This is a genomic window from Flavobacterium nackdongense (assembly GCF_004355225.1).
GTDB classification, from domain to species: domain Bacteria; phylum Bacteroidota; class Bacteroidia; order Flavobacteriales; family Flavobacteriaceae; genus Flavobacterium; species Flavobacterium nackdongense.
The window spans coordinates 3,687,830-3,711,669 of the sequence record NZ_CP037933.1; the positions used below are offsets into that span (position 1 = coordinate 3,687,830).

Below are 23,840 nucleotides of genomic sequence, written 5' to 3' on the forward strand. Positions count from 1 at the left end.
TTTTCTAAAGATTCTCTTCCAAAAACAATTCGATTTTATCCTTGAACAATTCGGGTTCGAATTCTTCATACAAAGTCAGCGCCTCTTTTTTGAGTTCTTTTTCTGTTTTAGCACTTAATAATGCTGGTTTGAAATCATTCAAATGCACCGAAATATGATGCACACCGTCTTCTAAAGTCGCCCAAATTTTCTTTTCAATCCAAGGCGAAAAAATTATAAATGAAGGTTTATTTAACGCTTTTGCCATATTAATGGCGCCGCCATCGTTGCCGATTATCAAATCGCAATGGTTCATTATGGCGATAAAGGAACGCAAATCATTGCCCAATAAATCGAAATATATTTTTTCTTGAGTGGAAGGTTTACAAGCATCAAAAACAATTTTGGCCTCCTTGATTTGCTTAGGGAAATAATTGAAAAGAATATTTACTTCTTGATTATCGGCAATGCAATCGACCACTTTTGCCATATATTCCAATGGATAGGTTTTTAGTTTTTCGCTTCCCAAAAGGCTAATCATTACTGTTTTTCGATCTTTTTTAAGTTGATGGTATTCGAAAAGGGCAATAGCTTCTTGATCTTCTTTATCGGTAACAAATAATTTTGGAAAAGCATCCACTTCAATTTTCAAATTAAATGGTTCCAATAACGAAAGTCGTCTTTCGATGGCCAATCCCAAATTGGTTTTTGGGAATTCGGCAAAGGGAACATTGTCGGTATAAAGAAAAGTACGTCCCGGCTTTTTGTAGGAGATTTTTCTTTTGGCTCCGCTCCATAAAACAATGAGCCAACTTTCTAATTTAGAATAAGCATCAATCAATACATCGTATTTATTAGCGCGAATTTCGAGTGCCAAATTCATAAATTCTTTTTTACTGTTGCGATGTCTGTCCTGAAAAAGTAGTACATTATCAATATTGGGATTACCTTCAAGAACTGGCACAGTCGATTCGTAAACCAAATAATCGATTTGGGCATCGGGATAGGCTTTGCGTAAATTATTGCAAATGATGCTACTTACCAGCACATCGCCAATCATTTTTTGTTGTATAACTAGTATTTTCATCTCGAAAAAGGAGTCAAATTTTAACCTCACAAATTGAAGCAAAAAAAATCAATATTCTTGTCTAGTTTTAAAATAAAAATTCCAAATCCCAATAGATAATTATTGGAATTTGGAATTTTATCCCGAAGCATCGGGATTGGAATTTGAAATTTATACTGCTACATCATATTCGCGCAACGCATTATTCAATGATGTTTTCAAATCTGTGGATGGTTTACGAGTACCGATAATCAAGGCGCAAGGCACTTGGTAATCTCCAGCGGCAAACTTTTTAGTATAACTTCCTGGAATTACAACCGAACGAGCAGGAACAAATCCTTTTCTTTCAACAGGAGTTTCTCCAGTTACATCAATAATTTTTGTGGAAGCAGTCAAGCATACATTCGCTCCAAGAACAGCTTCTTTGCCAACGTGAACGCCTTCGACAATAATACAACGAGAACCTATGAATGCACCATCTTCTATAATTACTGGAGCAGCTTGTAATGGTTCCAAAACGCCACCAATTCCTACACCGCCAGAAAGGTGAACATCCTTGCCAATTTGAGCACAGCTTCCAACAGTTGCCCAAGTATCGACCATTGTTCCAGAATCTACATAAGCACCAATGTTGACATAACTTGGCATCATAATTACGCCACTAGCCAGAAAAGCACCATATCGGGCAGAGGCTCCAGGAACCACACGTACTCCTTTTTCGGCATAATCTCTTTTGAGCAACATTTTGTCGTTGTATTCGAAGATTCCACCTTCTAAAGTTTCCATTTTTTGGATTGGGAAATACAAAACTACTGCTTTCTTTACCCATTCGTTAACTTGCCAACCTTCGCCAACTGGTTCGGCAACACGCAATTTTCCGGAATCTAATAATTCGATTACCGCTCTAATGGCATCGGTAGTTTTTGTTTCTTGCAACAAAGCACGGTTTTCCCAAGCTTGTTCTATAAGGGATTGTAATTCGTTCATTTTGATAAAATTTTGAGCAAAGATAGAATTTTTAGCCAAAAGCAAAAAGTCAAATCTGATTGAAAATGTTATATATTTGTATTTTAAATCGTTTCATTATGGAAAGCATTAGAATTGAATTTCAGCCTAACATCAAAGCCAAGATTTTAGAATTATTGAGTTCGTTCTCTCCGGATGAATTGAAAATAGTTCCTGAAAGGTCAACTTTTGAAGAAGAAAAAAGAGAACTTGAAGCTTGTGCAGCGGAAATTGACAATGGAACTGCCAAATTTGTTAGTTTTGAAGAACTAGATTCATTTCTTGAAGAAACTATTTCACGATATGAAGATTAAACTAACGGAAAAATTTAAATATCAATTAGGAGATATTGTCATTTTTATTTCTAAAGACAAACCACTAGCGGCAAGGAAGTTTAAAAATGATTTGATCATAAAAATAAAAAATGATGTAGTAAATCCATTTCATTTCAAAAAATCTATTTATTTTAAAGACGAATTATATCGAGATTATGTTTTTAAAGGATATACAACAATTCTTAAAGTTGATGTGAAACAAGAAATAGTTTATGTTATCGGTATCGTGAAACACAGAAACTCCTTATAAAATGCCAAGAATACTCGCTATAGATTACGGACAAAAACGCACCGGAATCGCCGTTACCGACGAATTGCAAATTATCGCTTCAGGATTGACGACCATTCCTTCGGCTACAGCTATAGATTTTTTGGCAGCTTATTTTTCCAAAGAAAAGGTAGAAGCGGTCCTCATTGGCGAACCTAAACAAATGAACGGACAACCTTCAGAAAGTGCTTCTATTATCAAGGGATTTGTGACTCATTTTACCAATCATTTTCCAGAGATGAAAGTCATACGCGTAGACGAACGCTTTACTTCAAAAATGGCCTTCCAATCGATGATTGATAACGGAATGAGCAAAAAACAACGCCAAAACAAGGCGCTTATTGACGAAATTTCGGCTACGATTATGCTTCAGGATTATTTATCAAGGAAAGTATTGTAATTCTATTCTTGCGATTTCAACAGTATTTTCGTCGTTTTTAAAATATTTTCAGACAGGTTGGTAAGCCAAATTAATTGCTCGATGACCAATTGGGCTTCACGCATTTTATTGATAAAAGAATCACTAGTAGTATCGGCACCTTCAGACAATTCCTTCTCACGTATTTTTTTTAATTCGTTAAAGCTGTCGTTTGTGTCCTCCTTATTTTCGAAAGTTACTTCTATGTTTTCGTCTTGAAGAAGCAAAATGGATTGGTTTAAATTTTTTATGATTTTGTCAAAAACTGTGTTGAAAGAGGCAGAAGCCTTTGTGGTTTTATGCGATTGAATAAAAGTGCCTAGGGAAGCCGCAGCCGAAAGCATAGCATTATTTACAACACTAAATTTATAGATTTGTTGAAGGTAGGATTGCTTCGATTTAGGTTCTTCGAGCATTCTTTGGAAGGAGGCCATAAGGTTGCCAATTTCTATGAAAGCCTGATTTCTTGCCCATCGATAGTTTTCGGTAATTCCTTTTTTTTCATTGTATAAAATCGAAATCTGCAGTAAATAATTTCTATTGGCTTCGATGGATTTTTTTATGTTTTCGTTTGTGTTTAAAGATTCCCAATAGGGCCAAAAAAAGTGATTGGCCAAAATGGCTAAAACTGCTCCGACAAAAGTATCCAAGACCCGATACATAATGATATTGCCATCATTTGGATGTATAATCGCAAAAAGGAAAAGGACATATATCGTAATAAAGGTACTGCCAATTTTATAATTAGACGGATTGTAAGTGAGTCCCAAAATCATAAATAGGATCGTTAGCGCCACCAGAATTGGTTGACTGGGCTCGATTGATAAAATGGCAAAACCGAGTATGGCGCCAAGCAGAGTGCCTATAAAACGATTGAAGGTTCTTTGTTTAGTTAAGCCATATCCCGGGCGCATGATCACCACGATTGTGAGCAATATCCAGTATACATTTTCAAACGGCAGGACTTTTCCGAGTATCAATCCAAGTAACAAAGTAGCGGTGATGCGTAGCGAATGCCTGAATTCTACTGAAGAAAAACTGAGATTTTCGATTAAAGTGCTGATAGGATAATACGGCGTGATGGCTAGTTTTTCTATGTCTTTTTCTCTACCATTTAAATCTTTTAGTTTGACAGTTGAAGTATAGGCATTTTCTAGTATTTTTATTTTTTCGACTTGTTTTCCTGCATAATGCAGCATTGTTTGGAGCATGTGCACCCCTTCAGAATCTTCGTTTTTGCTCAGATTATTTTTGTATTCCTCTATTGCAAATTCAAAGGCCGATAATTTTTCGGATAAAGTGTTTTTTTGAATGAATCGCTTTCTTTTTCTGATTTTTTTGGATAATGATTTTAGATTCTTGGCTAATGTATAAGCTAAACTTTGGTAGGTAATCAGCACTTTTGGATAGGCATCGAATTTCTGATGGAGCTTATTATGATCAAACGATGTAGCGATAGCCAGTTCCATTATTTCTACCAAAGACATTAAAGCGAGTAGCATTTTCCTGTTTTGGTGTGAAGAACCGTAATCTGTTCTGTTTCGGACCAGGACTTCTCTCAAATTTTCGTGAATCGTATTCAATTCTACTTGAAGACCTAATTGTTGACGTGTGATTTCTTTTCGGTCAGAATGCAATTCCCATAAATCGCCCCGCAATTTCAAATATTTTGAGGTCAAGTTAATGCATTCAACAATCTGTAACTCGGTATATCGGTATGGATTGATATAATAAAAAATGATGGAAATTATAAAATAGAACAATCCGCCACAAAGTAAAAGACCTGAATGATATAGAATGTCAAGGCCAGTATGAATGTGCGAAAGTGAAATGCAGGAAATCATTAGCGCTGAAAAAGCGACCATCGTGGAGCGTTGCCCATAAACCGACAACATAGACAATATAAATACCAATGCGGCAAAAGCAGGATAAAAAAGAAATGGATAAGGATAAGTTAAATTGATTACAATATTAACAACAGTTAAAATCAAAACGGTGATCAACAATCCCTTTATTTTGTGTTGTAAGTTGCTTGGCGTATCACTCGGAAAGGTAAAAAAGGCACCAAGGGCAATAGTGATTCCAATTTCAATTTGGCCCAGATACGAGAAAATAAAGACAGGTATAACGGCAGCCAACCCCACTTTGAGCGCGTTATAGAGATTGTTGCCAATGGTAATTTCTTTTAGTGTAGCAATCATAACTTTCAGGGTTGCTGGCAAAGGTAATGATTGTACAATCTTTTCTAAGAATTTACGGTTGGGATTTCTTAAGTAAATTTAAAATATTACTCAATGCTATATTGAATGCATATTTTTTTACTATTTTTGCGCACTGAAATTTTATTTAAGATTTTGAATTTGCAGTAGATAATTTTTAATACAATAGTAATGATTTTACCAATTGTTGGATATGGCGATCCAGTTTTAAGAAAAGTAGGAGAGGAGATCACTCCAGAATATCCCAACTTGAAAGAAACTATTGCAAATATGTATGAGACGATGTACAATGCTTATGGAGTGGGACTTGCAGCCCAACAGGTAGGTTTGAACATTCGTCTTTTTGTAATCGATACGACGCCATTTAGCGATGATGAGGATTTACCTACTGAAGAGCAAAAACAATTAAACGGCTTCAAAAGAACTTTTATCAACGCCAAAATGTTGAAAGAAGATGGTGAAATCTGGAGTTTTAACGAAGGTTGTCTCAGCATTCCCGATGTGCGGGAAGAAGTATATCGCAACGAAAGAATTACCATCGAGTATTGTGACGAAGATTTTAATCTAAAAACCGAAGTTTTTGATGGCCTAATTGCTCGTGTAATTCAACACGAATACGATCATATCGAAGGAATTTTGTTCACCGATTTGATTTCGACCTTAAAAAGACAATTGGTCAAAAAGAAACTGCAAAACATTATGGACGGCAAAGCAAGACCCGATTACCGTATGAAATTTTGCAACAAAAAAGGTAGATAAGAAATTGTTTATTCTGGAAACCAACGATAAACAACCAACAATAAACACCAAACAATTTATAAAATGAATTTAGAAAAAATATTATCAATTTCTGGTAAACCAGGTTTATATGCATTAAAAGTTCAAACTCGCACCGGATTTTTAGCAGAATCTTTAATCGATGGAAAAAAAATATCGGTTAGTTTGAAAGTAAACGTGAGTTTATTATCCGAAATTTCTATTTACACCATCAACGAAGAAAAACCATTGACCGAAGTGATGCGAAACATCGCTATCAAAGAAAATGAAGGGCCAGCCATTTCACACAAAGAAGATAATGCCACATTGGTAGCTTATTTTTCTGAAATTCTTCCAGAATATGATTCTGAAAGAGTGTATCCTTCCGATATTAAAAAAGTGTTGAATTGGTACAACTTACTTCAATCCAAAGGAATGGTTTCTAAAGAAGAGCCTACAATAGAGAATGCTGAAGAAATTAAAGAAAAAGTGGTAGAAGAAGTTACTGCCGAAAAAGCTCCAGCGAAAAAAGCAAAAGCCAAGAAAGCATAATTTAGCTTTCAAATATTTATTTTAATCCTGTCACGATGTTTTCCTGACGGGATTTTTTTGTTTGAAAACCTAGATTTTAAAAATTATTGTTATAACTTTGTTCTTATTAAAAAATGACTTATGGAAACAAATATCATTACTATTGGGAATTCAAAGGGAATAATAATTCCATCTAAACTGTTGAAAATCGCAGGTTTTGAAAATATAGTCGATTTAGAAATAAGTGAAGGAAAACTGGTAATTAGTCCATCAAGAAAAGTCCGCGAAGGATGGGAAGATTTGATAAAGGCTGAGATCGAAAAAAATGGACAACCCAGTTCGTTGATTCCTGATTTTTTTGAAGATGAACAAGAAAATGATTGGCAATGGTAAAACAATATCAAATTTATTGGGTAATTCTTGATCCGACATTAGGTAGTGAAATCAACAAAATAAGGCCTTGTGTGGTTATTTCTCCTAATGAATCCAATCAATTTTTGAACACCGTTTTGATAGCACCAATAACTTCAAAAATTAGAAATTTCCCCATGCGATTGGGAGTGGTTTTAGAAAATAAAAGTGGTCAAATTTGTTTTGATCAAATTCGATGCATTGATAAAATGAGGTTGAAAGCAAAAATTGCTGCACTCTCAATAAATGATATTGAAAGCGTAAAAAATATATTAAAAGAATATTTAGTAAACTAATGAACTCCAAACAAACTCAACTCCAAGCATTCGAACGATTATTGAATATTATGGACGATTTGCGCGAAAAATGCCCTTGGGACAAAAAGCAAACACTCCAAAGTTTACGCCATTTGACTATTGAAGAAACTTACGAATTGGGCGATGCTATTTTGGACAATGATTTGAACGAAATCAAAAAGGAGTTAGGCGATTTATTGTTGCACATTGTTTTTTATGCTAAAATTGGAAGCGAAACCAATGATTTTGATATGGCGGATGTATGTAATGAGATTTGTGAAAAACTCATTCACCGTCATCCTCATATTTATAGTGATGTTGTGGTAAAAGATGAAGAAGAAGTCAAACAAAACTGGGAAAAACTCAAACTCAAAGAAGGCAAAAAATCAGTTCTCGAAGGGGTTCCACGAAGTTTACCGGCGTTAGTAAAAGCCAGTCGAATTCAGGACAAAGTAAAAGGAGTAGGTTTCGATTGGGAAGAACCGCATCAGGTTTGGGACAAAGTGCAGGAAGAATTAGCAGAACTTCAGGTTGAGGTCGACGCCGGAAATCAAGACAAAATGGAATCTGAATTTGGTGATGTTTTGTTTTCGATGATTAATTATGCCCGGTTTTTAAACATTAATCCCGAAGATGCTTTGGAACGAACCAACAAAAAATTCATTAAACGATTTCAATATTTAGAAAGCAAGGCGGAAGAATTAGGTAAACCTTTGATGGATATGACTTTGGCAGAAATGGATGTTTTCTGGAATGAAGCCAAAAAAATATGATTAGTTACGATTAGTTTTTATATAAAAAAAAGTTGTGAATATTTTGTAAATTTATTTTCAACAGGAAAAACGATTGTCCGAAAATGGTAGTTTAAATTGCTTTTTTAGTATTTTCACCCAAAATGATTGCGCAATATGATTGATATAGATTATCTCTCTTATCTTGAAAATATCCTTACCGAAAATCGGAAAGCTAAGTTTTTAAAAGTATTAGAAAACAGAACCAAACATTTTACAGTTGTGGTCGAAGATGTGTTTCAAATGCATAACGCTAGCGCTGTAATGCGCAGTTGTGAGGTTTTTGGCATTCAAGAATTAAACGTCATTGAGCAGCGTTTTGGCAAAAGAATTGACAAAGAAATTGCGATGGGAGCACAAAAATGGGTGGATATAATCCAATTTGATAGTGTTTCAAATTGTATAAATTCCTTGAAAAATAATGGTTACCAAATCATTGCTACCACGCCGCACGAAAATGATTGTATGCTCGAAGATTTCGATATTACGAAGCCTAGCGCCTTGTTTTTTGGAACTGAAAAAGAAGGGTTGTCGGATGAGATTTTACAAAAAGCAGATGGTTTTCTTAAAATACCAATGGTTGGGTTTACCGAAAGTTTGAATATTTCTGTTTCGGCAGCAATTATTATTCAGAACTTGTCTAATCGATTGCGAAATTCTGAAATTAATTGGCAATTGTCCGAGGAAGAAATGCTAGAAAAGCGATTTTCTTGGACTAAAAAATCCATAAAAGATATCAAAAGAATTGAGGAAAGGTATTATTCTGAATTAGAAAAAGAGCAATGATTTGCTCTTTTTTTTATCGATAAACTACATCGCAGTTGTAAATTAAAGAGTTTTTTGTCCTTTAAACGATTTTAATATTTTATCTAAGGTATTGTTTCTACGTTTGTACTGAAATTCTAACTTCATCATTACATGGCAATTAAAAATATTTTTGGTTCATCGTATCGTCAAGACTATCTTGAAGGTTATGCCAATGGTCAAAATCCTAAGGTGCAAATGGATAATGAAAAATCCAGTTTGGGTTATATTTCTGGTTTCAATTCAGGAAGGATGGATTACGAGGAAATGAATGGTCAGATTTCGAAAGGAATTCCAACAAGAATTGTGACCATTAAAATTTTAGAAGATTTTCTTCTTGCTGGTTTGCTAGGGCTTAGTATTGAAGAAACAGATGATTACACACCTTTTCAATTGTCTGTCATAGCGAAATGGTATATTAGCGGTGTTGAAAACTACGACCCAAGCCATAGTACCTATCTTTTCGATGTATTAGAAGATATTGGAATACAGATAGATTAATAGTTTTTAATCCATTTTACTTCTTTTTCAAAATCTTATATTCTTCATAACATCCGCTTATGGCGTCTAGAATTTGAAGGTCGTTGGCAGTTTTTACAAAAGATTCGGAATAATTACAGCGTTCGAGAATTTCGGCAATTTCCTTTTTGTCAACTCCCAAAAGTACGGCAATGGTTTCGCGGTCGTATTTGGTTTCTAATAGATTTCGGACCGTATCGTCTTTCTTCATTTCTTTCAACCTTTTGAGTTCGGTTGGCTTTTTTCCAAAAAAGTTATACAATGCATCCGCCGGATTGAAAATAGATCCCATTACTTTTCCGAAAGCATTAGGCGAATATTCGCCTGCTTCGTAGCCTTCCGTCAAACCTGAAATACTGTAGCGGTAATTTTCTTTTACAGGAATCAACTTCGAATCAACCTCGATATAGCCAGTTAAATTATAGCGTCCCACAACTACTTCTTCTAGTGCATAGGCTTTTTCGGTAAGCTGGATTTTGGTGGTTTTATTTTTTAACCAGTCATTGGTTACTCTAATTCTCAAGGATTGAAAACCGATTAATGTGATGTGCAGGGTGTCGTTTACTGAAACTGCTAACTCAAAATTACCTTTTTCATCTGTAGTAGTCCCTCTAACTTTGTTGATATTAATGATATTTACATTAGGTAAAGGAAATTTTGTAATTTCATTGATTACGGTCCCAGTTACGGTTTGTGCGGGTTCAATAACTTGCGAAAAAGTTGCTGAGGAAAGTATTAAAAAAAGAAAAACTACAAAATATTTCATAAACAGATTTAAAACTTTAAAAGTAGTAAAACGGGATTAAATATTTTGTAGTTTAAATATAATTATAAGAAAATTAACAAAAGATGTTAACTTCTTCTTGGTCTTCTTTCTCTAGGAGCGTCACCAAAATTTTCAGAACGTCTTACCGGTCTTTCTGATGAACCGCCATCACGTCTTGGAGATCGGTCTGAGAATCCGCTAGTTCTAGGAGCCGAAGCGCTTCTAGATTCGCTTCTTCCACCAAAACCGCCTTCTCTTGGAGCTGAGCCACGATCGCTTCTGAATCCGCCTTCGCGTCTTGGAGCAAAATTCCCTTCTCTTCTCGGAGCAGAGCTTCTTCCACCGCCAAAACCACCAGAATTTCTTCCGTTGTGATCACGTCTTCCGCCACCATCGTTTTTAGAAATTTCAACATTGATACGACGTCCTTCTAATTGTACGTTGTTCAATATTTCCATTACTTTATCGGTGTGCTCTGGATCGGTGTTGAAGAAAGAGAAACCTTCTTTTACATCTACTTTGAACACATCATCGCGACCTAAGTCTAATGTTTCTTTCAAGTAATCTTTCAAAGACATCCAATCGAAATTGTCTCTGGAACCAATGTTTACAAAGTATCTTGTAGCACCACCATTGTTGTTTTCTCTTGAACCACCGTCTCTATCATCGCGTTCTCTTCTGTCAGAACCTGCAGATTGAGAAGAAATATCTCTAGTTTTCTTGTAGTAATTAATAAAACGGTTAAATTCTACAGATACCATTTTCTTAATCAATTCTTCTTTCGATAAACCTTCCAGTACATTGTTGATAGCTGGAAGATAGTTGTCAATTTCATGATCTACCTCAGTATCTTTAATTTTGGTTGCTAAGTGCAACAATTGTATTTCGCAGATTTCGATTCCAGATGGAATTGTTTTTTCTTCGAATTTCTGTTTGATGATTCGTTCGATAGCTGAGATCTTGCGGATTTCACTTTTGGTAACAATAACAATCGAAGTTCCCAATTTTCCGGCACGACCTGTACGTCCTGAACGGTGATTGTAGGTTTCGATTTCGTCAGGTAACTGATAGTTTACTACGTGAGTAATGTTATCAACGTCAATTCCACGAGCAGCAACATCCGTAGCTACAAGCATTTGGATTTGGCGACCACGGAAAGATTTCATTACACCGTCACGTTGTGCCTGAGATAAATCTCCGTGCAAAGCGGCAGCGCTGTACCCATCTTCAATTAATTTTTCGGCAACCGCTTGCGTATCGCGTTTGGTTCTACAAAAAACTACCGAGAAAATGTCTGGATTAGCATCGGCCAATCTTTTTAATGCTTCGTAACGATCACGTGCGTTAACCAAATAGAATTCGTGTGAAACAGTTGCAGAACCTGAGTTCTTAGTTCCAACGGTGATTTCTAATGGGTTTTGCATAAATTGTTTTGCAATTCGGGCTACTTCTTGTGGCATAGTAGCCGAGAATAACCAAGTGCTTTTTTCGTCCGGCGTTGTCGAAAGGATGTTTACGATATCTTCGTAAAATCCCATGTTCAACATTTCGTCTGCTTCGTCAAGGATGCAATAATTAATTTGAGTAATGTTTACCAATCCTCTGTTAATCATGTCCTGCATTCTACCTGGAGTAGCCACAATAATTTGCGCACCTCTTTTGATGTCTCTCGCCTGTTCTGTAATACTCGCACCACCGTAAACAGCCACTACATTGATACCTTTTTCGTATTTTGAGTAGTTTTTAAGTTCGTTTGTAATTTGCAAACATAGTTCGCGGGTAGGTGATAAAATTAACGCCTGTGTATTTCTGTTGTTGGCATCAATTTTTTGAATGACTGGAAAACCAAAAGCTGCCGTTTTCCCTGTCCCTGTCTGAGCCAACGCAACTAAATCTGTGTCTTGTTCCAATAATAGGGGAATCGCTTTCTCCTGTACTTCGGTCGGATTCTCAAATCCTAGATCGATAATCGCACGCTGTAGCGATTCACTCAATCCTAATTGTTCAAATTTATTCATATATGTTTTTAAAATTTGGCGCAAAGGTACGTTGAATAAACGAGAATATCTAATGGGTTTTTCAGATTTGGCTTTTTATTAATATTTGACAATCAATCAGTTAGTTTTTCAAGAAGGCGATCAATTGCGCTGTTGCCTTGCCACGATGGCTGATAGCGCCTTTTTCAGCGAGCGAAAGTTGCGCAAAAGTAGCATCGAAACCCTCTGGTTTGAAAATGGGATCATAGCCAAAACCTTGATTTCCTGATTTTTCTAAAGTGATTTCGCCGCTAGCGATTCCTGTAAAAAGATGTTGTTTGCCGTTGAGGTTTAAGGCAATTACGGTTTTGAATTGGGCTTTTCTATTGGTTGCCTCTTGCAAGGCTTGCAGTAATTTATTCATATTATCATCGGAATTGCGATGTTCGCCTGCATAGCGAGCTGAATAAACTCCTGGAGCTCCGTTTAATACTGCTACTTCAAGTCCGGTATCATCGGCAAAGCAGTCGTAGCCGTAGTTGCGGGTAACATAATTGGCTTTCATAATGGCATTTTCTTCGATGGTAGCTGCCGTTTCAGGTATTTCTTCAAAGCAACCAATACTTTCGAGGCTTATGATTTCAATTGAGGCAGGAAGTAGCTGTTGGACTTCAAGGATTTTATTTTTATTATTGGTGGCAAAAACGAGTTTCATTGGATGCTTTTTGATGGGATAAAAATAGTGTTTTTTTTGCCTCAGATTGCACTGATTTTTAGATGTTCAAATTGATGTAAATTGCCGATTGGCAAAACTTTTTTGGTTTTGTTTTAAAACAGCTTCTGACTTGTTTTTGTGGTGATTAATTGGTTGTTTTTAAGGAATTAATACATACATTTTTACATCTTTATTGAACTAAGTTAATATATAGTTAAAGTTATGATTTCTATAGTTTTACGAGAAATAAATTATTATATTTGAATGTGGTTTTGATTAATTAATTGAGAATATAATATCATAAATTTTAATTAATTAGAAAAAGTATCTCAAGAGTCGGCTATGGGAACCTATAAGTCAGATAATGATAAATCAAAACCTACAATTAGGAGAGCTGTTAAAGGCTCTCCTTTTTTTATGCTAGGAGTGAAATTAACTATAACGCAACCTTACAAAAACGTGTTTGATACCTTTTTTGTCCGATTCTCTTTCGTCTATTTCGAGAATATCGGTAAGTGATTTCAGCATTGGAGTTAGTTTTGAAAAACCATAATTCCTCGGGTCGAATTCTGGTTTTTTCTTTACAATGAGATTGCCAACATCGCCCAGGAACGCCCAACCGTCTTCATCACCAATAGCGTCTAAGGTATCTTCGATGAGTTCTATAGTTTGATTGTCGATTTTGTTCGCGGTTTCTTTTGGTTGAGCCGTTTCGTTATTGGCCGGCTCTGCTGGTTTTTTAGAACTCGGAGCAGGAGCAGCCGCTTGTTTCGGGGGTTTATTTCGACTGCTTGCGATAGCTCTAGTCTTTTTGATCGCTCCGTCCAATACTTCTATGAACACGAATCGATCGCAAGCCGCAATAAACGCACTTGGTGTTTTCTTTTCGCCAATGCCAATCACTTTCATTCCTGATTCCCGCAATCGAATGGCCAACCGAGTGAAATCGCTGTCGCTAGAAACAATGCAAAAACCATCTAATTTGTCAGAATACAATAAATCCATCGCATCGATAATCAATGCAGAATCCGAAGAGTTTTTCCCAACAGTGTAACTGTATTGTTGGATAGGAGTTATAGCGTGTTCCAATAAAACCGATTTCCAACCGTTGGCATTAGGTTTGGTCCAGTCCGCATAGATACGTTTTGTTGTTGGTGTTCCGTATTTGGCAATTTCTTCCATCATTCCTTTTACATTGCTGTACGGGACATTGTCGGCATCAATAAGGACGGCGAGTTTTAGTTCTTTTTCTTGTGACATATAAGGGTTTATTGTTTGTTGTTATGGGTTGATGGTTTGTCAAATATACAAAGATTATTATGAAATCGACTGCCTAGCCCAGATGGAAATGGAAATCCTTTTTTTGAGAAAAGCTATTTTTTTCCCGGCCTTGCAGAACGACCGAAGGAAGTTCCTGCAAGGCCTTGGAAAAAAAGATTTTATGAAAAAAGATTGTAATGAACAGCTGGAAATTGCTTCAAAAAAAGATTATGATAAGACGGATTAAATATTTAATTTTGCAACTTCAAAAAAAATACAATAATCTACTATATTATGGTAAAAGATTTATTCGAAAGAATTCAAAATAATAAAGGCCCACTAGGAAAATGGGCTTCACAAGCAGAAGGATATTTTGTGTTTCCTAAATTAGAAGGAGAATTAGGGCCCAGAATGCAGTTTCAAGGAAAAGAGGTTTTGAATTGGAGTTTGAATGACTATTTGGGTCTTGCCAATCATCCAGAAGTGCGTAAAGCTGATGCTGATGCCGCTGCTGCTTTTGGTGCTGCTGCTCCAATGGGGGCTAGAATGATGAGCGGTCATACTAAATATCACGAGCAATTAGAGCAGGAATTGGCTGCTTTTGTAATGAAAGAATCGGCTTATTTGTTGAATTTCGGATACCAAGGAATTATGTCAGCAATTGACGCTTTGGTCACAAGAAATGATGTGATTGTGTACGATGTAGATGCGCACGCTTGTATTATTGACGGTGTTCGTTTGCACAGCGGAAAGCGTTTTACGTACAAGCACAACGACATCGAAAGTATGGAGAAAAACTTGCAACGTGCTACCAAATTGGCTACAGAACAAGGAGGAGGAATCCTTTTTATTACCGAAGGTGTTTTTGGAATGCGCGGTCAACAAGGAAAGTTGAAAGAAATTGTGGAAATGAAAAAGAAATACAATTTCCGTCTTTTGGTTGATGATGCACACGGTTTTGGTACACTTGGTAAAACAGGTGCTGGAGCAGGCGAGGAGCAAGGTTGCCAGGATGGAATTGATGTTTACTTTTCGACTTTTGCTAAATCGATGGCCAATATTGGTGCTTTTTTAGCGGCAGATAAAGACATTATCGATTATTTGAAATACAATTTGCGTTCTCAGATGTTTGCCAAAGCTTTGCCGATGATTCAAACGATTGGTTCGTTGAAACGTTTGCAATTGTTGCGTGATAATCCAGCATTGAAAGATAAACTTTGGGAAAATGTAAACGCCTTGCAAAATGGTTTACGAAGCAAAGGATTTAATATTGGCGATACCAATACTTGTGTAACACCAGTTTATTTAGAAGGAAGTGTGCCAGAAGCGATGGTAATGGTGAATGACTTGCGAGAAAACTACGGTATTTTCTTGTCGATTGTAATCTATCCGGTTATCCCAAAAGGAATGATTTTATTGCGTGTGATTCCTACAGCCTCCCATACTCTAGAAGATATCGCTGAAACACTTAGCGCTTTTGAGGCTATTCGTGAGAAATTAGTAAACGGTACTTACAAAGAAATCGCGAGCAGAACTACGGTTGATTTGGACGCTTAATTGCAGATTTCAGATTAAGAATGTTAAACATCTATATAAAAAAACGGAAACGTCTTGATATTTCAAGGAGTTTTCGTTTTTTTTATAAGTAATCTGAAATCTAAATATTATTTCTGGTACAACAAAGATTCAAATGTTTCGAAAGAAACTGTTTCATCCTCATTGACAAAATACTTTATCAAAACCTCACCCCAGTATTCCCCATCACTGAAATCGGCAATAATCCAGCGGTGATTCAGGACTTTTACTTTATTGATGATGAACTTATTGGCCCCAATTTGATCTTGTCCCACAAAAGGATTTCCCTTTGGATTGGCATTCAAATCCATCAATTTTTCGGTTACAAAAGGAATCAGTTTTTCGACTTGAATCGTTTTAGTGGCATTCTCGGGGTTGAAATAATTTTGTGCATTTTCGTTTTTTTCTAAAGAAAAATAATTGGCATCAACCAGTTTAGCATTGGCAAGCGCTATCTCTTTTTTATACTTGGCTTCCATTTTTGCACTTTTATCTTTTTCAAAAGACAGTTCTTTGCTGAAATACATATAGGTAAAAACGTTCAAGAGTACAATAATTATAAAAAGGTAAAGCAATAAGGATTTTTTCATTTTAATATTTATTTGATAGAAATTTCTAAGTTATCGTAAGCCAAATAAACGTTTTTTGGCAGTTTTTGTTGTACCTCCTCGTGAAAACCTAGAATATGGCTAATGTGAGTAAGATAGGCTTTTTCGGGTTGTACTAATGCAATAAAATCCAAGGCCTCTTGTAAGTTAAAATGAGAATGGTGTGGTTCTTCGCGCAAAGCATTTATAACAAGTACTTTTAGATTTTTTAATTTTGCGATTTCAGCTTGGTCGATTGTTTTCACATCGGTCAGATAAGCAAAATCACCTAATCGATATCCAAAAACTTGCAGTTTGCCGTGCATCACATTGATGGGAACCGCCATTTTGTTTCCTATCGCAAATGGTTGATTATTAATTACTTCAATGGGTTTTACCGAGGGTGCTCCGGGATATTTATTTTCAGTTTCAAAGATGTAATCGAATCGTTTTTTGAGATTTTCGATCACGCGCTGATGACCATAAATGGGTATGTCACCCTGCTTAAAAAAAAAGGGACGAATGTCGTCTAATCCTGCGGTGTGGTCTGAATGTTCGTGAGTAAAAAGGATGCCATCTACTTTTTGACAATTTGATCGAAGCATTTGTTGTCTAAAATCGGGCCCACAATCTATAACAAACGAATACTGTTCCCAATGAATCCAAACAGCTACCCGAAGTCTTTTGTCTTTGAAATCAGTACTTTGACAAACTGAATGCATACTTCCTATCACAGGAATTCCTTGTGATGTGCCAGTTCCTAAAAAATAAACATTCATCCAAAAACAGTTGTTAATTATTATACAAAAATAGCAATAAATCTCTATAATTTGTAACATTATTTACTAACTTTGCACCAAAACAGCGATTTCTTTATGAAAAGAGACACCGAAATTAAGTTAAAAGGTGACAGGGTCATCGAACAAATTCCTTCTATAAAAGATAAAGCCCTTCGAATCAATTTGAATGAAAATATCTACGGTACTTTTTCTGAAATTGGAGCTGGTCAAGAAACCGTAAGGCATTTTTTTAGAGCTGGAGGTTCATCGGGAACCATAGCGAAAGCGATGTCGGCTTATGACAAAGATTTTAGTGATGCCATTTATGGGGTCGAAGATGACGGGCGTTATGTAACCGAAAGTCGTCTGAAAAAAATCCTTTCGCACGAGGCCGGTTTGATTGAAAAAAGGTTGAGCCGAAAAAAACATCCCAATAAAATATTTTTCAGTTTTGCCAATACTGTCGCTACCATTGATTTCGCAAAACAATTCAAAGGACATGGTTGGGTAGGCATCAAATATCAATTGGAGCCGGAGGAAGAATACAACGAAATTATTCTGCACATTCGATTCAAGGAAACCGATGTTCGATTGCAACAAGAAACCCTCGGAATACTTGGTGTGAATCTTATTTATGGTGCATTTTATAAATACAATAACCCTAAACATTTGTTGCGTTATTTGTATGATCATCTTGATAAAGACCAATTAGAAATCGATACCATCAACTTTTCTGGGCCACGATTTGCCAATGTAGACAACCGATTAATGAGTTTGCAATTGGTAAAAAATGGAATGACTGATGCCGTAATTTTTGATCCAGAAGCCAAAAACATTTTGCCAGCAGCGATTTTATACAAAAAAAATATCCTAGCCATCAGAGGAAGTTTCCGTCCAGTGACCAAGGTAAATATGGATATGTATGAGGAATCATTAAAAATGTTCAAAAACGAACATAAAGTAGATCCTGACAATACCTTAGTCATATTTGAAATCACACTGTCGAACCTGCGTTCGGATGGAGAAATTGATGAAAAAGACTTTATGGATCGGGCTGAATTGCTCTGTTCCTTGGGGCAGACCGTAATGATTTCTAATTTTCAAGAATATTATAAAGTAGTAGAATATTTTGCAAAATACACCAAAGCACGGATGGGATTGGCTATGGGTGTTAATAATTTGATTGATATTTTTGATGAAAAATACTACCGTCATTTGAGCGGTGGAATCCTCGAAGCTTTCGGAAAATTATTCTACCGTGACATGAAAGTGTATTTATACCCTATGATTGGCGAAGATGGCGAAATGATGGATTCTGAAACATTGAAAGTTCATCCTCGAATGAAAGAATTGTATAAATTCTTTAAATTCAACGGAAAAGTAGTGGATATTGAGAATTATAATCCTAAAAACTTATCGGTATTTTCGCGTGAAGTCCTGAAAATGATTGGTGAATGTAAGCCCGGTTGGGAAACAATGCTGCCCGTAGGTGTGGCTAAAATCATTAAGAAAAAGAAACTCTTCGGATACAACCCCAATGTGCTTCTAGAAAAAAATAATTAAAATGCACCAAATATAACCCAATAAAAAAAGCCAAGAAATAATGATTTACTTGGCTTTTTTGTTTCTAATATATTTTCTATTTCAAAATCTGAGCGGCGTGTGCTTTGGTTTTTACTTCTGAAATTACTTCTTCGATGATCCCGTTTTCGTCAATCACAAAAGTGGTTCGGTGAATGCCGTCGTACTCTTTTCCCATAAATTTTTTGGGGCCCCAAACTCCGAACGCCTGAATTACAGATTTATCTTCGTCTGCCAATAGAGGAAAGGGGAAATCGTACTTTTCTTTGAATTTGGCTTGGGCTTTGGCGGCATCCGCGCTAACACCCAAAAGAGCATAATTGTGTGCCTGAAAACGTTCGAAATTGTCTCTCAAATCGCAAGCTTCAGCGGTACAGCCTGGTGTATTGGCTTTTGGGTAAAAGAAAACGACTAGTTTTTTTCCTTTGTAATCGGATAATTTGTGTGAGTTTCCATCTTGGTCAATTCCTGAAAAATGGGGTGCTTGATCTCCTTTTTGTAATGTTGTCATTTTTAAGTTAGAGGTTAGAAGTTTAAAATTGATTTTGGTTATTGCAATTGCAATTCAAATTGACTTTCTTTACGATTCAAATTTACTGAAAAATGACCAAACAAGAGCGTGTAACGTTTGTTATAAATACGTTAAAAGAGATTTATCCTGAGATTCCAATCCCTTTGAACCACAAAGATCCTTATACGTTGCTGATTGCAGTTTTGCTCTCGGCGCAGTGCACGGATGTTCGAGTAAATCAGATTACGCCACTGCTTTTTGCTAGGGCTGACAATCCCTATGATATGGTTAAAATGTCGGTGGAACAAATCAAGGAAATCATTCGCCCCTGCGGTTTGTCACCTATGAAATCGAAAGGAATTCACGGTTTATCACAAATTTTGATTGAAAAACACGATGGAAAAGTGCCTCAAAGTTTCGAATTGCTGGAAGAGTTGCCGGCTGTGGGCCATAAAACCGCTAGTGTGGTGATGTCGCAAGCCTTTGGAGTTCCAGCTTTTCCGGTGGATACGCACATTCACCGATTGATGTATCGGTGGAATTTATCGAATGGTAAAAACGTGGTGCAGACTGAAAAAGATGCTAAAAGACTTTTTCCCAAAGAAATCTGGAACGATTTACACCTTCAAATAATTTGGTATGGTCGAGAATACTCTCCCGCACGAGGTTGGGATATGGACAAAGATATCATCACTAAAACAGTTGGAAAAAAATCAGTTTTAGCAGAGTATTATAAAAAAATGTCCCGATAAGTTATCGGGACATTTTCTTAATTAGCTATAATTTCGAAACTTTTATTATTTACATTTAGTATGCTTAGCGCTTTTGAGTAATTTAATAAAAAAGAAATAGTCTCTTTTTTGGGTTTCATTGAATTAGTAACTAATGTTTTTTTTGAGTAAATTTTTGCCATATAGTAGTTTTTTTATACTAGTCTAACGCAAAAATTTATTTTATAGTATCAATTCGTTAAAATAATTTGATGTTTTTCGATAACTTTCCGCATATTCATCAAGGCATACCGCATACGACCCAGTGCCGTATTGATGCTAACGCCTGTCAAATCTGAGATTTCCTTAAAACTCAAATCCTGATACATTCGCATGATTAACACTTCTTTTTGATCGGCAGGAAGCTCTTCGATGAGTTTTCGGAGGTCCATTTCTACTTGTTCTTGAATGATTTTGCCTTCAACACTTAGCGAATCATCGGTCATAATCGAAAAAATAGAGAATTCTTCGGTTTCTCTAAACATAGGCATTTTTTTGTTTTTTCGAAAATGATCAATAATAAGATTGTGTGCAATTCGCATCACCCAAGGTAAAAACTTACCTTCCTCGTTGTAGGAATTGGATTTTAAAGTTTTAATTACTTTAATAAAAGTATCTTGAAATATATCATTCGAAATATCTCTGTCCGAGATTTTTGAATATATAAAACCGAAAATTTTGGATTGATGTCTATTGATCAATATTGTTAGAGCGTTTTCGTCGCCTGCAACATAATTGTGAACCAATAAAGAATCAGGGATTTGTAGATTAGCCATAGTAATACCTTTTAGTTTTTAAATGAAAATTGGAGCAATTTTTCTAAAAAGTAATTCTTTGTATAGGCTAAGGGTTTGTTCGTGTTAATATATTGGTCAAATTTAACTAATAATTATCTTAAAATGCAAGAAAAAAATATAAAAAAATTAACACAAAAAAATTAGACTGATGAGAAACCGCTGTTTTAAGGCAAAAATAAAGTGCAGAAACAAACAAAAACGGTAGGAAAATCGAACTCAAATAGTTTCTTTTTTGTGATTTGTTCTATGCCATTTCTCATTTTAAAATTGATTACTTTTGTAAAAATTCGGCTTTTATATGCAAATTGACCTTTCAAAATTAGATCCTAAGAAAAATATCATTATCAAAGGAGCTCAAGTTCACAACCTCAAAAATGTGGATGTTGCCATTCCTAGAAATAAATTAGTGGTGATTACTGGGCTTTCGGGTTCCGGGAAATCCAGTTTAGCCTTTGATACTTTGTATGCCGAAGGGCAGCGCCGTTATGTGGAAAGTTTATCCTCGTATGCAAGACAATTCTTAGGAAGATTAGACAAACCAAAAGTGGAATACATCAAAGGAATTGCGCCCGCAATTGCCATCGAGCAAAAAGTAAACACAACCAATGCCCGTTCTACCGTAGGAACTTCAACAGAAATTTACGACTACATTAAATTATTGTTTGCCAGAGTTGGTAGAACGTTTTCGCCTATTTCTGGACAGGAAGTCAAAAAAAATACAGTTTCAGATGTTATTTCGGAGGTTAAAAACATCAAAACCGACAGCAGATGGTTGCTGCTCGCTCCAATTCATTTGGAACACGGTCGCGCATTAGAAGACAAACTGAAAGCCTTACTCAATCAGGGATTTTCCAGAATATTAGTCAATAATGAAACCGTTCGTTTGGATGAACTTGATGCACATTCGCTAGATGACAAAGATATTTTACTTATTGTAGACCGAATCGTGGTCAATGCTGAAACTTCAGCCGAGGAGGAATTTTACAATCGACTTGCCGATGCGGTTCAAACTGCTTTTTACGAAGGCAAAGGCATCTGCTATTTACAGGAATTAAATTCGCACCAACGCTTTTCGTACAGCAATAATTTCGAACTCGACGGGATTACTTTTTTAGAACCAAACGTTCATTTGTTCAGTTTTAATAATCCGTATGGCGCTTGTCCGGTTTGCGAAGGCTACGGAAATATTATCGGAATTGACGAAGAATTGGTCATTCCCAATACTTCATTATCTATTTTTGAAAATGCCATTTATCCTTGGCGTGGCGAGAGTATGGGCTGGTTTAGGGATGAATTGGTTAATAGTGCCTACAAGTTTGATTTCCCGATTCATAAACCTTTTTTCGAACTTTCTGAATCGCAAAAGGAATTAATTTGGACAGGAAATAAATTTTTTCAAGGGTTGAATGCTTTCTTCAAAGAATTGGAAGAAAAGAATTATAAAATCCAAAATCGGGTGATGCTTTCGCGCTATCGTGGCAAAACCAAATGCCACTCTTGCAAAGGAAAACGACTTAGGATAGAAGCTTCTTACGTAAAAATAAATGGCAAAACCGTTTCAGATTTGGTTGATTTGCCAATTAAACATTTGGTTACTTTTTTCAAAAACATCGATTTGAATGTGTATGAAAATCAAATTGCCAAGCGCTTATTAGTAGAAATCAACAATAGATTGTCGTTTTTGACCGAAGTCGGATTGGATTATTTGACTTTAAATAGAAACTCGGCGACACTTTCGGGCGGTGAATCACAACGTATTAATTTGGCGACTTCATTGGGAAGTAGTTTGGTAGGTTCGATGTATATTTTAGACGAACCCAGCATCGGTTTGCATCCAAAAGATACCGAACGATTGATTAAAGTTTTGGAATCCTTACGTGATTTAGGAAATACGGTCATTGTTGTAGAGCACGATGAAGATATTATGAAAGCCGCCGATATGATCATTGATATCGGACCCGAAGCCGGAACTTTTGGCGGCGAATTGGTTGCTCAGGGAACATTCGACGAAATCTTGAAATCGACTTCTCTTACAGCCAAATATTTGAATGGCGAGCTGGAAATAAAAACGCCTAGAATCCGCAGAAAATGGAGCAATTACATTGAAATTCTTGGAGCAAGAGAGAACAATTTACAAAACATAGACGTCAAATTTCCTTTAGAATGTTTGACGGTTATTACGGGAGTTTCAGGAAGTGGAAAAAGTACTTTGGTCAAAAAAATTCTATTTCCAGCGATGCAGAAAAAGTTGGACGGTGTGGGCGATAAAGCAGGACAATTCTCTGAAATGAGGGGTTATTATCACAAAATCCAGCACATTGAGTACGTCGATCAAAACCCAATCGGAAGAAGTTCTCGATCGAATCCTGTTACCTATATCAAAGCGTATGACGATATTCGGGATTTGTTTGCCAAAGAAAAACTGTCAAAAATTCGCGGATATCAAGCCAAACATTTTTCGTTTAACGTAGATGGCGGAAGATGTGAAACCTGCAAAGGCGAAGGAACCATCAATGTTGAAATGGTTTTTATGGCCGATGTGCAATTGCATTGCGAAACTTGTAATGGCAAACGATTCAAAAAAGAAGTTTTAGAAGTTACTTTCGAAGGCAAGAACATTCACGATGTTCTGACGATGACTGTTGATGATTCGATTTCTTTTTTTACAGCCAACAAGCAAACCAAGATAATTCAAAAATTGCAACCTCTACAAGATGTCGGTTTGGGTTATGTTCAGTTGGGACAATCATCATCAACCCTTTCTGGTGGTGAGGCGCAACGTATCAAACTGGCTTCATTTCTGGTGAAAGGTGCTACAAAAGAAAAAGCACTTTTTGTATTTGATGAACCTACAACAGGATTGCATTTTCACGACATCAAGAAACTTTTGGCTTCATTTGAAGCGCTGATTGATAAAGGACATTCCATATTGGTCATTGAACACAATTTGGATTTAATAAAATGTGCCGACTGGATTATTGACTTGGGACCAGAAGGTGGCGAAAACGGAGGGCAATTACTCGCCGAAGGAACGCCTGAAGATGTCATAAAAAACAAAAAGTCGGTTACAGCGAAGTATTTGAAAGAAAAACTTTAATGTTTGTGAATCAATTTTTAAGTTTAAA

At 36.1% G+C, this 23,840-nt stretch carries 26 protein-coding genes; 15 read left to right on the plus strand and 11 right to left on the minus strand.

Annotated elements, in window-relative coordinates:
• Positions 1-4: 4 nt before the first annotated feature.
• Both E1750_RS15900 and E1750_RS15905 read right to left on the minus strand, forming a co-directional pair.
• Positions 5-1,066 (minus strand): glycosyltransferase family 9 protein, encoded by a 1,062-nt coding sequence (locus tag E1750_RS15900; protein ID WP_133277715.1) that lies wholly within the window; start codon positions 1,064-1,066, stop codon positions 5-7.
• 150 nt (positions 1,067-1,216) lie between these two features.
• The gene (locus E1750_RS15905; protein WP_133277716.1) at positions 1,217-2,032 is read right to left on the minus strand and encodes a 2,3,4,5-tetrahydropyridine-2,6-dicarboxylate N-succinyltransferase; all 816 of its coding nucleotides are present in this window, start codon (positions 2,030-2,032) and stop codon (positions 1,217-1,219) included.
• A gap of 98 nt (positions 2,033-2,130) precedes the next feature.
• Between E1750_RS15905 and E1750_RS15910 the strand changes: the two genes are divergently transcribed.
• The 3 genes from E1750_RS15910 to ruvX are packed head-to-tail and all read left to right on the plus strand — an operon-like array spanning position 2,131 to position 3,053.
• Positions 2,131-2,364: a hypothetical protein gene (locus E1750_RS15910; protein ID WP_133277717.1), complete on the plus strand. Its 234-nt coding sequence runs from the start codon at positions 2,131-2,133 to the stop codon at positions 2,362-2,364.
• Positions 2,354-2,635: a type II toxin-antitoxin system RelE/ParE family toxin gene (locus E1750_RS15915; RefSeq protein WP_133277718.1), complete on the plus strand. Its 282-nt coding sequence runs from the start codon at positions 2,354-2,356 to the stop codon at positions 2,633-2,635. Before E1750_RS15910 ends, E1750_RS15915 begins: the two co-directional genes overlap by 11 nt.
• A gap of 1 nt (position 2,636) precedes the next feature.
• Positions 2,637-3,053 carry a Holliday junction resolvase RuvX gene (gene ruvX, locus E1750_RS15920; protein WP_133277719.1) on the plus strand — a complete coding sequence of 139 codons (417 nt, stop codon included), beginning with the start codon at positions 2,637-2,639 and terminating at the stop codon, positions 3,051-3,053.
• Positions 3,054-3,055: 2 nt separating this feature from the next.
• On the opposite strand, the gene E1750_RS15925 is transcribed toward ruvX, so the two are convergent.
• Positions 3,056-5,272 carry an FUSC family protein gene (locus E1750_RS15925; protein WP_133277720.1) on the minus strand — a complete coding sequence of 739 codons (2,217 nt, stop codon included), beginning with the start codon at positions 5,270-5,272 and terminating at the stop codon, positions 3,056-3,058.
• A gap of 189 nt (positions 5,273-5,461) precedes the next feature.
• Here E1750_RS15925 and def point away from each other — a divergent pair, with 189 nt between their 5' ends.
• The 7 genes from def (at position 5,462) to E1750_RS15960 (ending at position 9,380) form a co-directional block, all read left to right on the plus strand.
• Complete coding sequence (gene def / locus E1750_RS15930) at positions 5,462-6,049, plus strand: peptide deformylase (RefSeq protein WP_133277721.1); 588 nt, start codon at positions 5,462-5,464, stop codon at positions 6,047-6,049.
• Between the two features lie 63 nt (positions 6,050-6,112).
• Positions 6,113-6,598, plus strand: a complete 486-nt coding sequence (locus E1750_RS15935) for a DUF5606 family protein (protein ID WP_133277722.1) — start codon at positions 6,113-6,115, stop codon at positions 6,596-6,598.
• Positions 6,599-6,718: 120 nt separating this feature from the next.
• A complete protein-coding gene (locus tag E1750_RS15940; RefSeq protein ID WP_133277723.1) occupies positions 6,719-6,970 on the plus strand; it encodes an AbrB/MazE/SpoVT family DNA-binding domain-containing protein in 252 nt (83 codons plus the stop codon).
• On the plus strand, positions 6,964-7,284 hold the full coding sequence (locus E1750_RS15945; RefSeq protein ID WP_133277724.1) for a type II toxin-antitoxin system PemK/MazF family toxin: 321 nt from the start codon (positions 6,964-6,966) through the stop codon (positions 7,282-7,284). Before E1750_RS15940 ends, E1750_RS15945 begins: the two co-directional genes overlap by 7 nt.
• A complete protein-coding gene (gene mazG / locus E1750_RS15950) occupies positions 7,284-8,057 on the plus strand; it encodes a nucleoside triphosphate pyrophosphohydrolase (RefSeq protein WP_133277725.1) in 774 nt (257 codons plus the stop codon). The genes E1750_RS15945 and mazG overlap by 1 nt, the downstream gene beginning before the upstream one ends.
• A gap of 135 nt (positions 8,058-8,192) precedes the next feature.
• Positions 8,193-8,861: a TrmH family RNA methyltransferase gene (locus E1750_RS15955; protein WP_133277726.1), complete on the plus strand. Its 669-nt coding sequence runs from the start codon at positions 8,193-8,195 to the stop codon at positions 8,859-8,861.
• A gap of 132 nt (positions 8,862-8,993) precedes the next feature.
• Complete coding sequence (locus tag E1750_RS15960; RefSeq protein ID WP_133277727.1) at positions 8,994-9,380, plus strand: hypothetical protein; 387 nt, start codon at positions 8,994-8,996, stop codon at positions 9,378-9,380.
• 16 nt (positions 9,381-9,396) lie between these two features.
• On the opposite strand, the gene E1750_RS15965 is transcribed toward E1750_RS15960, so the two are convergent.
• The 4 genes from E1750_RS15965 to E1750_RS15980 form a co-directional block, all read right to left on the minus strand.
• Entirely contained in the window at positions 9,397-10,164 is a 768-nt protein-coding gene (locus tag E1750_RS15965) for a carboxypeptidase-like regulatory domain-containing protein (protein ID WP_133277728.1), read from the minus strand.
• An 86-nt stretch (positions 10,165-10,250) separates the two neighbouring features.
• The gene (locus E1750_RS15970; RefSeq protein ID WP_133277729.1) at positions 10,251-12,182 is read right to left on the minus strand and encodes a DEAD/DEAH box helicase; all 1,932 of its coding nucleotides are present in this window, start codon (positions 12,180-12,182) and stop codon (positions 10,251-10,253) included.
• 100 nt (positions 12,183-12,282) lie between these two features.
• On the minus strand, positions 12,283-12,855 hold the full coding sequence (locus tag E1750_RS15975; RefSeq protein WP_133277730.1) for a non-canonical purine NTP diphosphatase: 573 nt from the start codon (positions 12,853-12,855) through the stop codon (positions 12,283-12,285).
• Positions 12,856-13,287: 432 nt separating this feature from the next.
• Positions 13,288-14,115, minus strand: coding sequence for an NYN domain-containing protein (locus tag E1750_RS15980; protein ID WP_133277731.1), 828 nt, complete (start codon positions 14,113-14,115; stop codon positions 13,288-13,290).
• Between the two features lie 82 nt (positions 14,116-14,197).
• On the opposite strand from E1750_RS15980, the gene E1750_RS17800 reads away from it, so the two are divergent.
• Both E1750_RS17800 and E1750_RS15985 read left to right on the plus strand, forming a co-directional pair.
• Positions 14,198-14,362 (plus strand): hypothetical protein, encoded by a 165-nt coding sequence (locus tag E1750_RS17800; protein WP_165698066.1) that lies wholly within the window; start codon positions 14,198-14,200, stop codon positions 14,360-14,362.
• 47 nt (positions 14,363-14,409) lie between these two features.
• On the plus strand, positions 14,410-15,672 hold the full coding sequence (locus E1750_RS15985) for an aminotransferase class I/II-fold pyridoxal phosphate-dependent enzyme (protein WP_133277732.1): 1,263 nt from the start codon (positions 14,410-14,412) through the stop codon (positions 15,670-15,672).
• A 107-nt stretch (positions 15,673-15,779) separates the two neighbouring features.
• On the opposite strand, the gene E1750_RS15990 is transcribed toward E1750_RS15985, so the two are convergent.
• The gene (locus E1750_RS15990) at positions 15,780-16,280 is read right to left on the minus strand and encodes a hypothetical protein (protein ID WP_133277733.1); all 501 of its coding nucleotides are present in this window, start codon (positions 16,278-16,280) and stop codon (positions 15,780-15,782) included.
• An 8-nt stretch (positions 16,281-16,288) separates the two neighbouring features.
• Positions 16,289-17,056, minus strand: a complete 768-nt coding sequence (locus tag E1750_RS15995; protein ID WP_133277734.1) for an MBL fold metallo-hydrolase — start codon at positions 17,054-17,056, stop codon at positions 16,289-16,291.
• A 96-nt stretch (positions 17,057-17,152) separates the two neighbouring features.
• On the opposite strand from E1750_RS15995, the gene E1750_RS16000 reads away from it, so the two are divergent.
• Positions 17,153-18,619, plus strand: a complete 1,467-nt coding sequence (locus tag E1750_RS16000; RefSeq protein ID WP_133277735.1) for a TonB-dependent receptor — start codon at positions 17,153-17,155, stop codon at positions 18,617-18,619.
• A 76-nt stretch (positions 18,620-18,695) separates the two neighbouring features.
• On the opposite strand, the gene bcp is transcribed toward E1750_RS16000, so the two are convergent.
• Positions 18,696-19,148 (minus strand): thioredoxin-dependent thiol peroxidase, encoded by a 453-nt coding sequence (bcp, locus tag E1750_RS16005; protein ID WP_133277736.1) that lies wholly within the window; start codon positions 19,146-19,148, stop codon positions 18,696-18,698.
• Positions 19,149-19,240: 92 nt separating this feature from the next.
• Here bcp and E1750_RS16010 point away from each other — a divergent pair, with 92 nt between their 5' ends.
• Positions 19,241-19,900, plus strand: coding sequence for an endonuclease III domain-containing protein (locus E1750_RS16010; RefSeq protein ID WP_133277737.1), 660 nt, complete (start codon positions 19,241-19,243; stop codon positions 19,898-19,900).
• Between the two features lie 209 nt (positions 19,901-20,109).
• Here the strand turns inward: E1750_RS16010 and E1750_RS16015 are convergent, their stop codons facing one another.
• Positions 20,110-20,694, minus strand: a complete 585-nt coding sequence (locus E1750_RS16015) for an RNA polymerase sigma factor (RefSeq protein WP_133277738.1) — start codon at positions 20,692-20,694, stop codon at positions 20,110-20,112.
• Between the two features lie 319 nt (positions 20,695-21,013).
• On the opposite strand from E1750_RS16015, the gene uvrA reads away from it, so the two are divergent.
• Positions 21,014-23,812, plus strand: coding sequence for an excinuclease ABC subunit UvrA (gene uvrA, locus E1750_RS16020; protein ID WP_133277739.1), 2,799 nt, complete (start codon positions 21,014-21,016; stop codon positions 23,810-23,812).
• Positions 23,813-23,840: the final 28 nt, after the last annotated feature.

Coding starts and splice junctions, on each gene's coding strand:
- E1750_RS15940 (WP_133277723.1), top strand. CDS start 6,719: ATGGAAACAAATATCATTACTATTGGGAATTCAAAGGGAATAATAATT.
- E1750_RS15970 (WP_133277729.1), bottom strand. CDS start 12,182: ATGAATAAATTTGAACAATTAGGATTGAGTGAATCGCTACAGCGTGCG.
- bcp (WP_133277736.1), bottom strand. CDS start 19,148: ATGACAACATTACAAAAAGGAGATCAAGCACCCCATTTTTCAGGAATT.
- E1750_RS17800 (WP_165698066.1), top strand. CDS start 14,198: ATGGAAATGGAAATCCTTTTTTTGAGAAAAGCTATTTTTTTCCCGGCC.
- E1750_RS15995 (WP_133277734.1), bottom strand. CDS start 17,056: ATGAATGTTTATTTTTTAGGAACTGGCACATCACAAGGAATTCCTGTG.
- E1750_RS15915 (WP_133277718.1), top strand. CDS start 2,354: ATGAAGATTAAACTAACGGAAAAATTTAAATATCAATTAGGAGATATT.
- E1750_RS15990 (WP_133277733.1), bottom strand. CDS start 16,280: ATGAAAAAATCCTTATTGCTTTACCTTTTTATAATTATTGTACTCTTG.
- E1750_RS15955 (WP_133277726.1), top strand. CDS start 8,193: ATGATTGATATAGATTATCTCTCTTATCTTGAAAATATCCTTACCGAA.
- def (WP_133277721.1), top strand. CDS start 5,462: ATGATTTTACCAATTGTTGGATATGGCGATCCAGTTTTAAGAAAAGTA.
- E1750_RS15960 (WP_133277727.1), top strand. CDS start 8,994: ATGGCAATTAAAAATATTTTTGGTTCATCGTATCGTCAAGACTATCTT.
- ruvX (WP_133277719.1), top strand. CDS start 2,637: ATGCCAAGAATACTCGCTATAGATTACGGACAAAAACGCACCGGAATC.
- E1750_RS15965 (WP_133277728.1), bottom strand. CDS start 10,164: ATGAAATATTTTGTAGTTTTTCTTTTTTTAATACTTTCCTCAGCAACT.
- E1750_RS15980 (WP_133277731.1), bottom strand. CDS start 14,115: ATGTCACAAGAAAAAGAACTAAAACTCGCCGTCCTTATTGATGCCGAC.
- E1750_RS16015 (WP_133277738.1), bottom strand. CDS start 20,694: ATGGCTAATCTACAAATCCCTGATTCTTTATTGGTTCACAATTATGTT.
- E1750_RS15905 (WP_133277716.1), bottom strand. CDS start 2,032: ATGAACGAATTACAATCCCTTATAGAACAAGCTTGGGAAAACCGTGCT.
- mazG (WP_133277725.1), top strand. CDS start 7,284: ATGAACTCCAAACAAACTCAACTCCAAGCATTCGAACGATTATTGAAT.
- E1750_RS16010 (WP_133277737.1), top strand. CDS start 19,241: ATGACCAAACAAGAGCGTGTAACGTTTGTTATAAATACGTTAAAAGAG.
- E1750_RS15925 (WP_133277720.1), bottom strand. CDS start 5,272: ATGATTGCTACACTAAAAGAAATTACCATTGGCAACAATCTCTATAAC.
- uvrA (WP_133277739.1), top strand. CDS start 21,014: ATGCAAATTGACCTTTCAAAATTAGATCCTAAGAAAAATATCATTATC.
- E1750_RS15945 (WP_133277724.1), top strand. CDS start 6,964: ATGGTAAAACAATATCAAATTTATTGGGTAATTCTTGATCCGACATTA.
- E1750_RS15985 (WP_133277732.1), top strand. CDS start 14,410: ATGGTAAAAGATTTATTCGAAAGAATTCAAAATAATAAAGGCCCACTA.
- E1750_RS15900 (WP_133277715.1), bottom strand. CDS start 1,066: ATGAAAATACTAGTTATACAACAAAAAATGATTGGCGATGTGCTGGTA.
- E1750_RS15910 (WP_133277717.1), top strand. CDS start 2,131: ATGGAAAGCATTAGAATTGAATTTCAGCCTAACATCAAAGCCAAGATT.
- E1750_RS16000 (WP_133277735.1), top strand. CDS start 17,153: ATGAAAAGAGACACCGAAATTAAGTTAAAAGGTGACAGGGTCATCGAA.
- E1750_RS15975 (WP_133277730.1), bottom strand. CDS start 12,855: ATGAAACTCGTTTTTGCCACCAATAATAAAAATAAAATCCTTGAAGTC.
- E1750_RS15935 (WP_133277722.1), top strand. CDS start 6,113: ATGAATTTAGAAAAAATATTATCAATTTCTGGTAAACCAGGTTTATAT.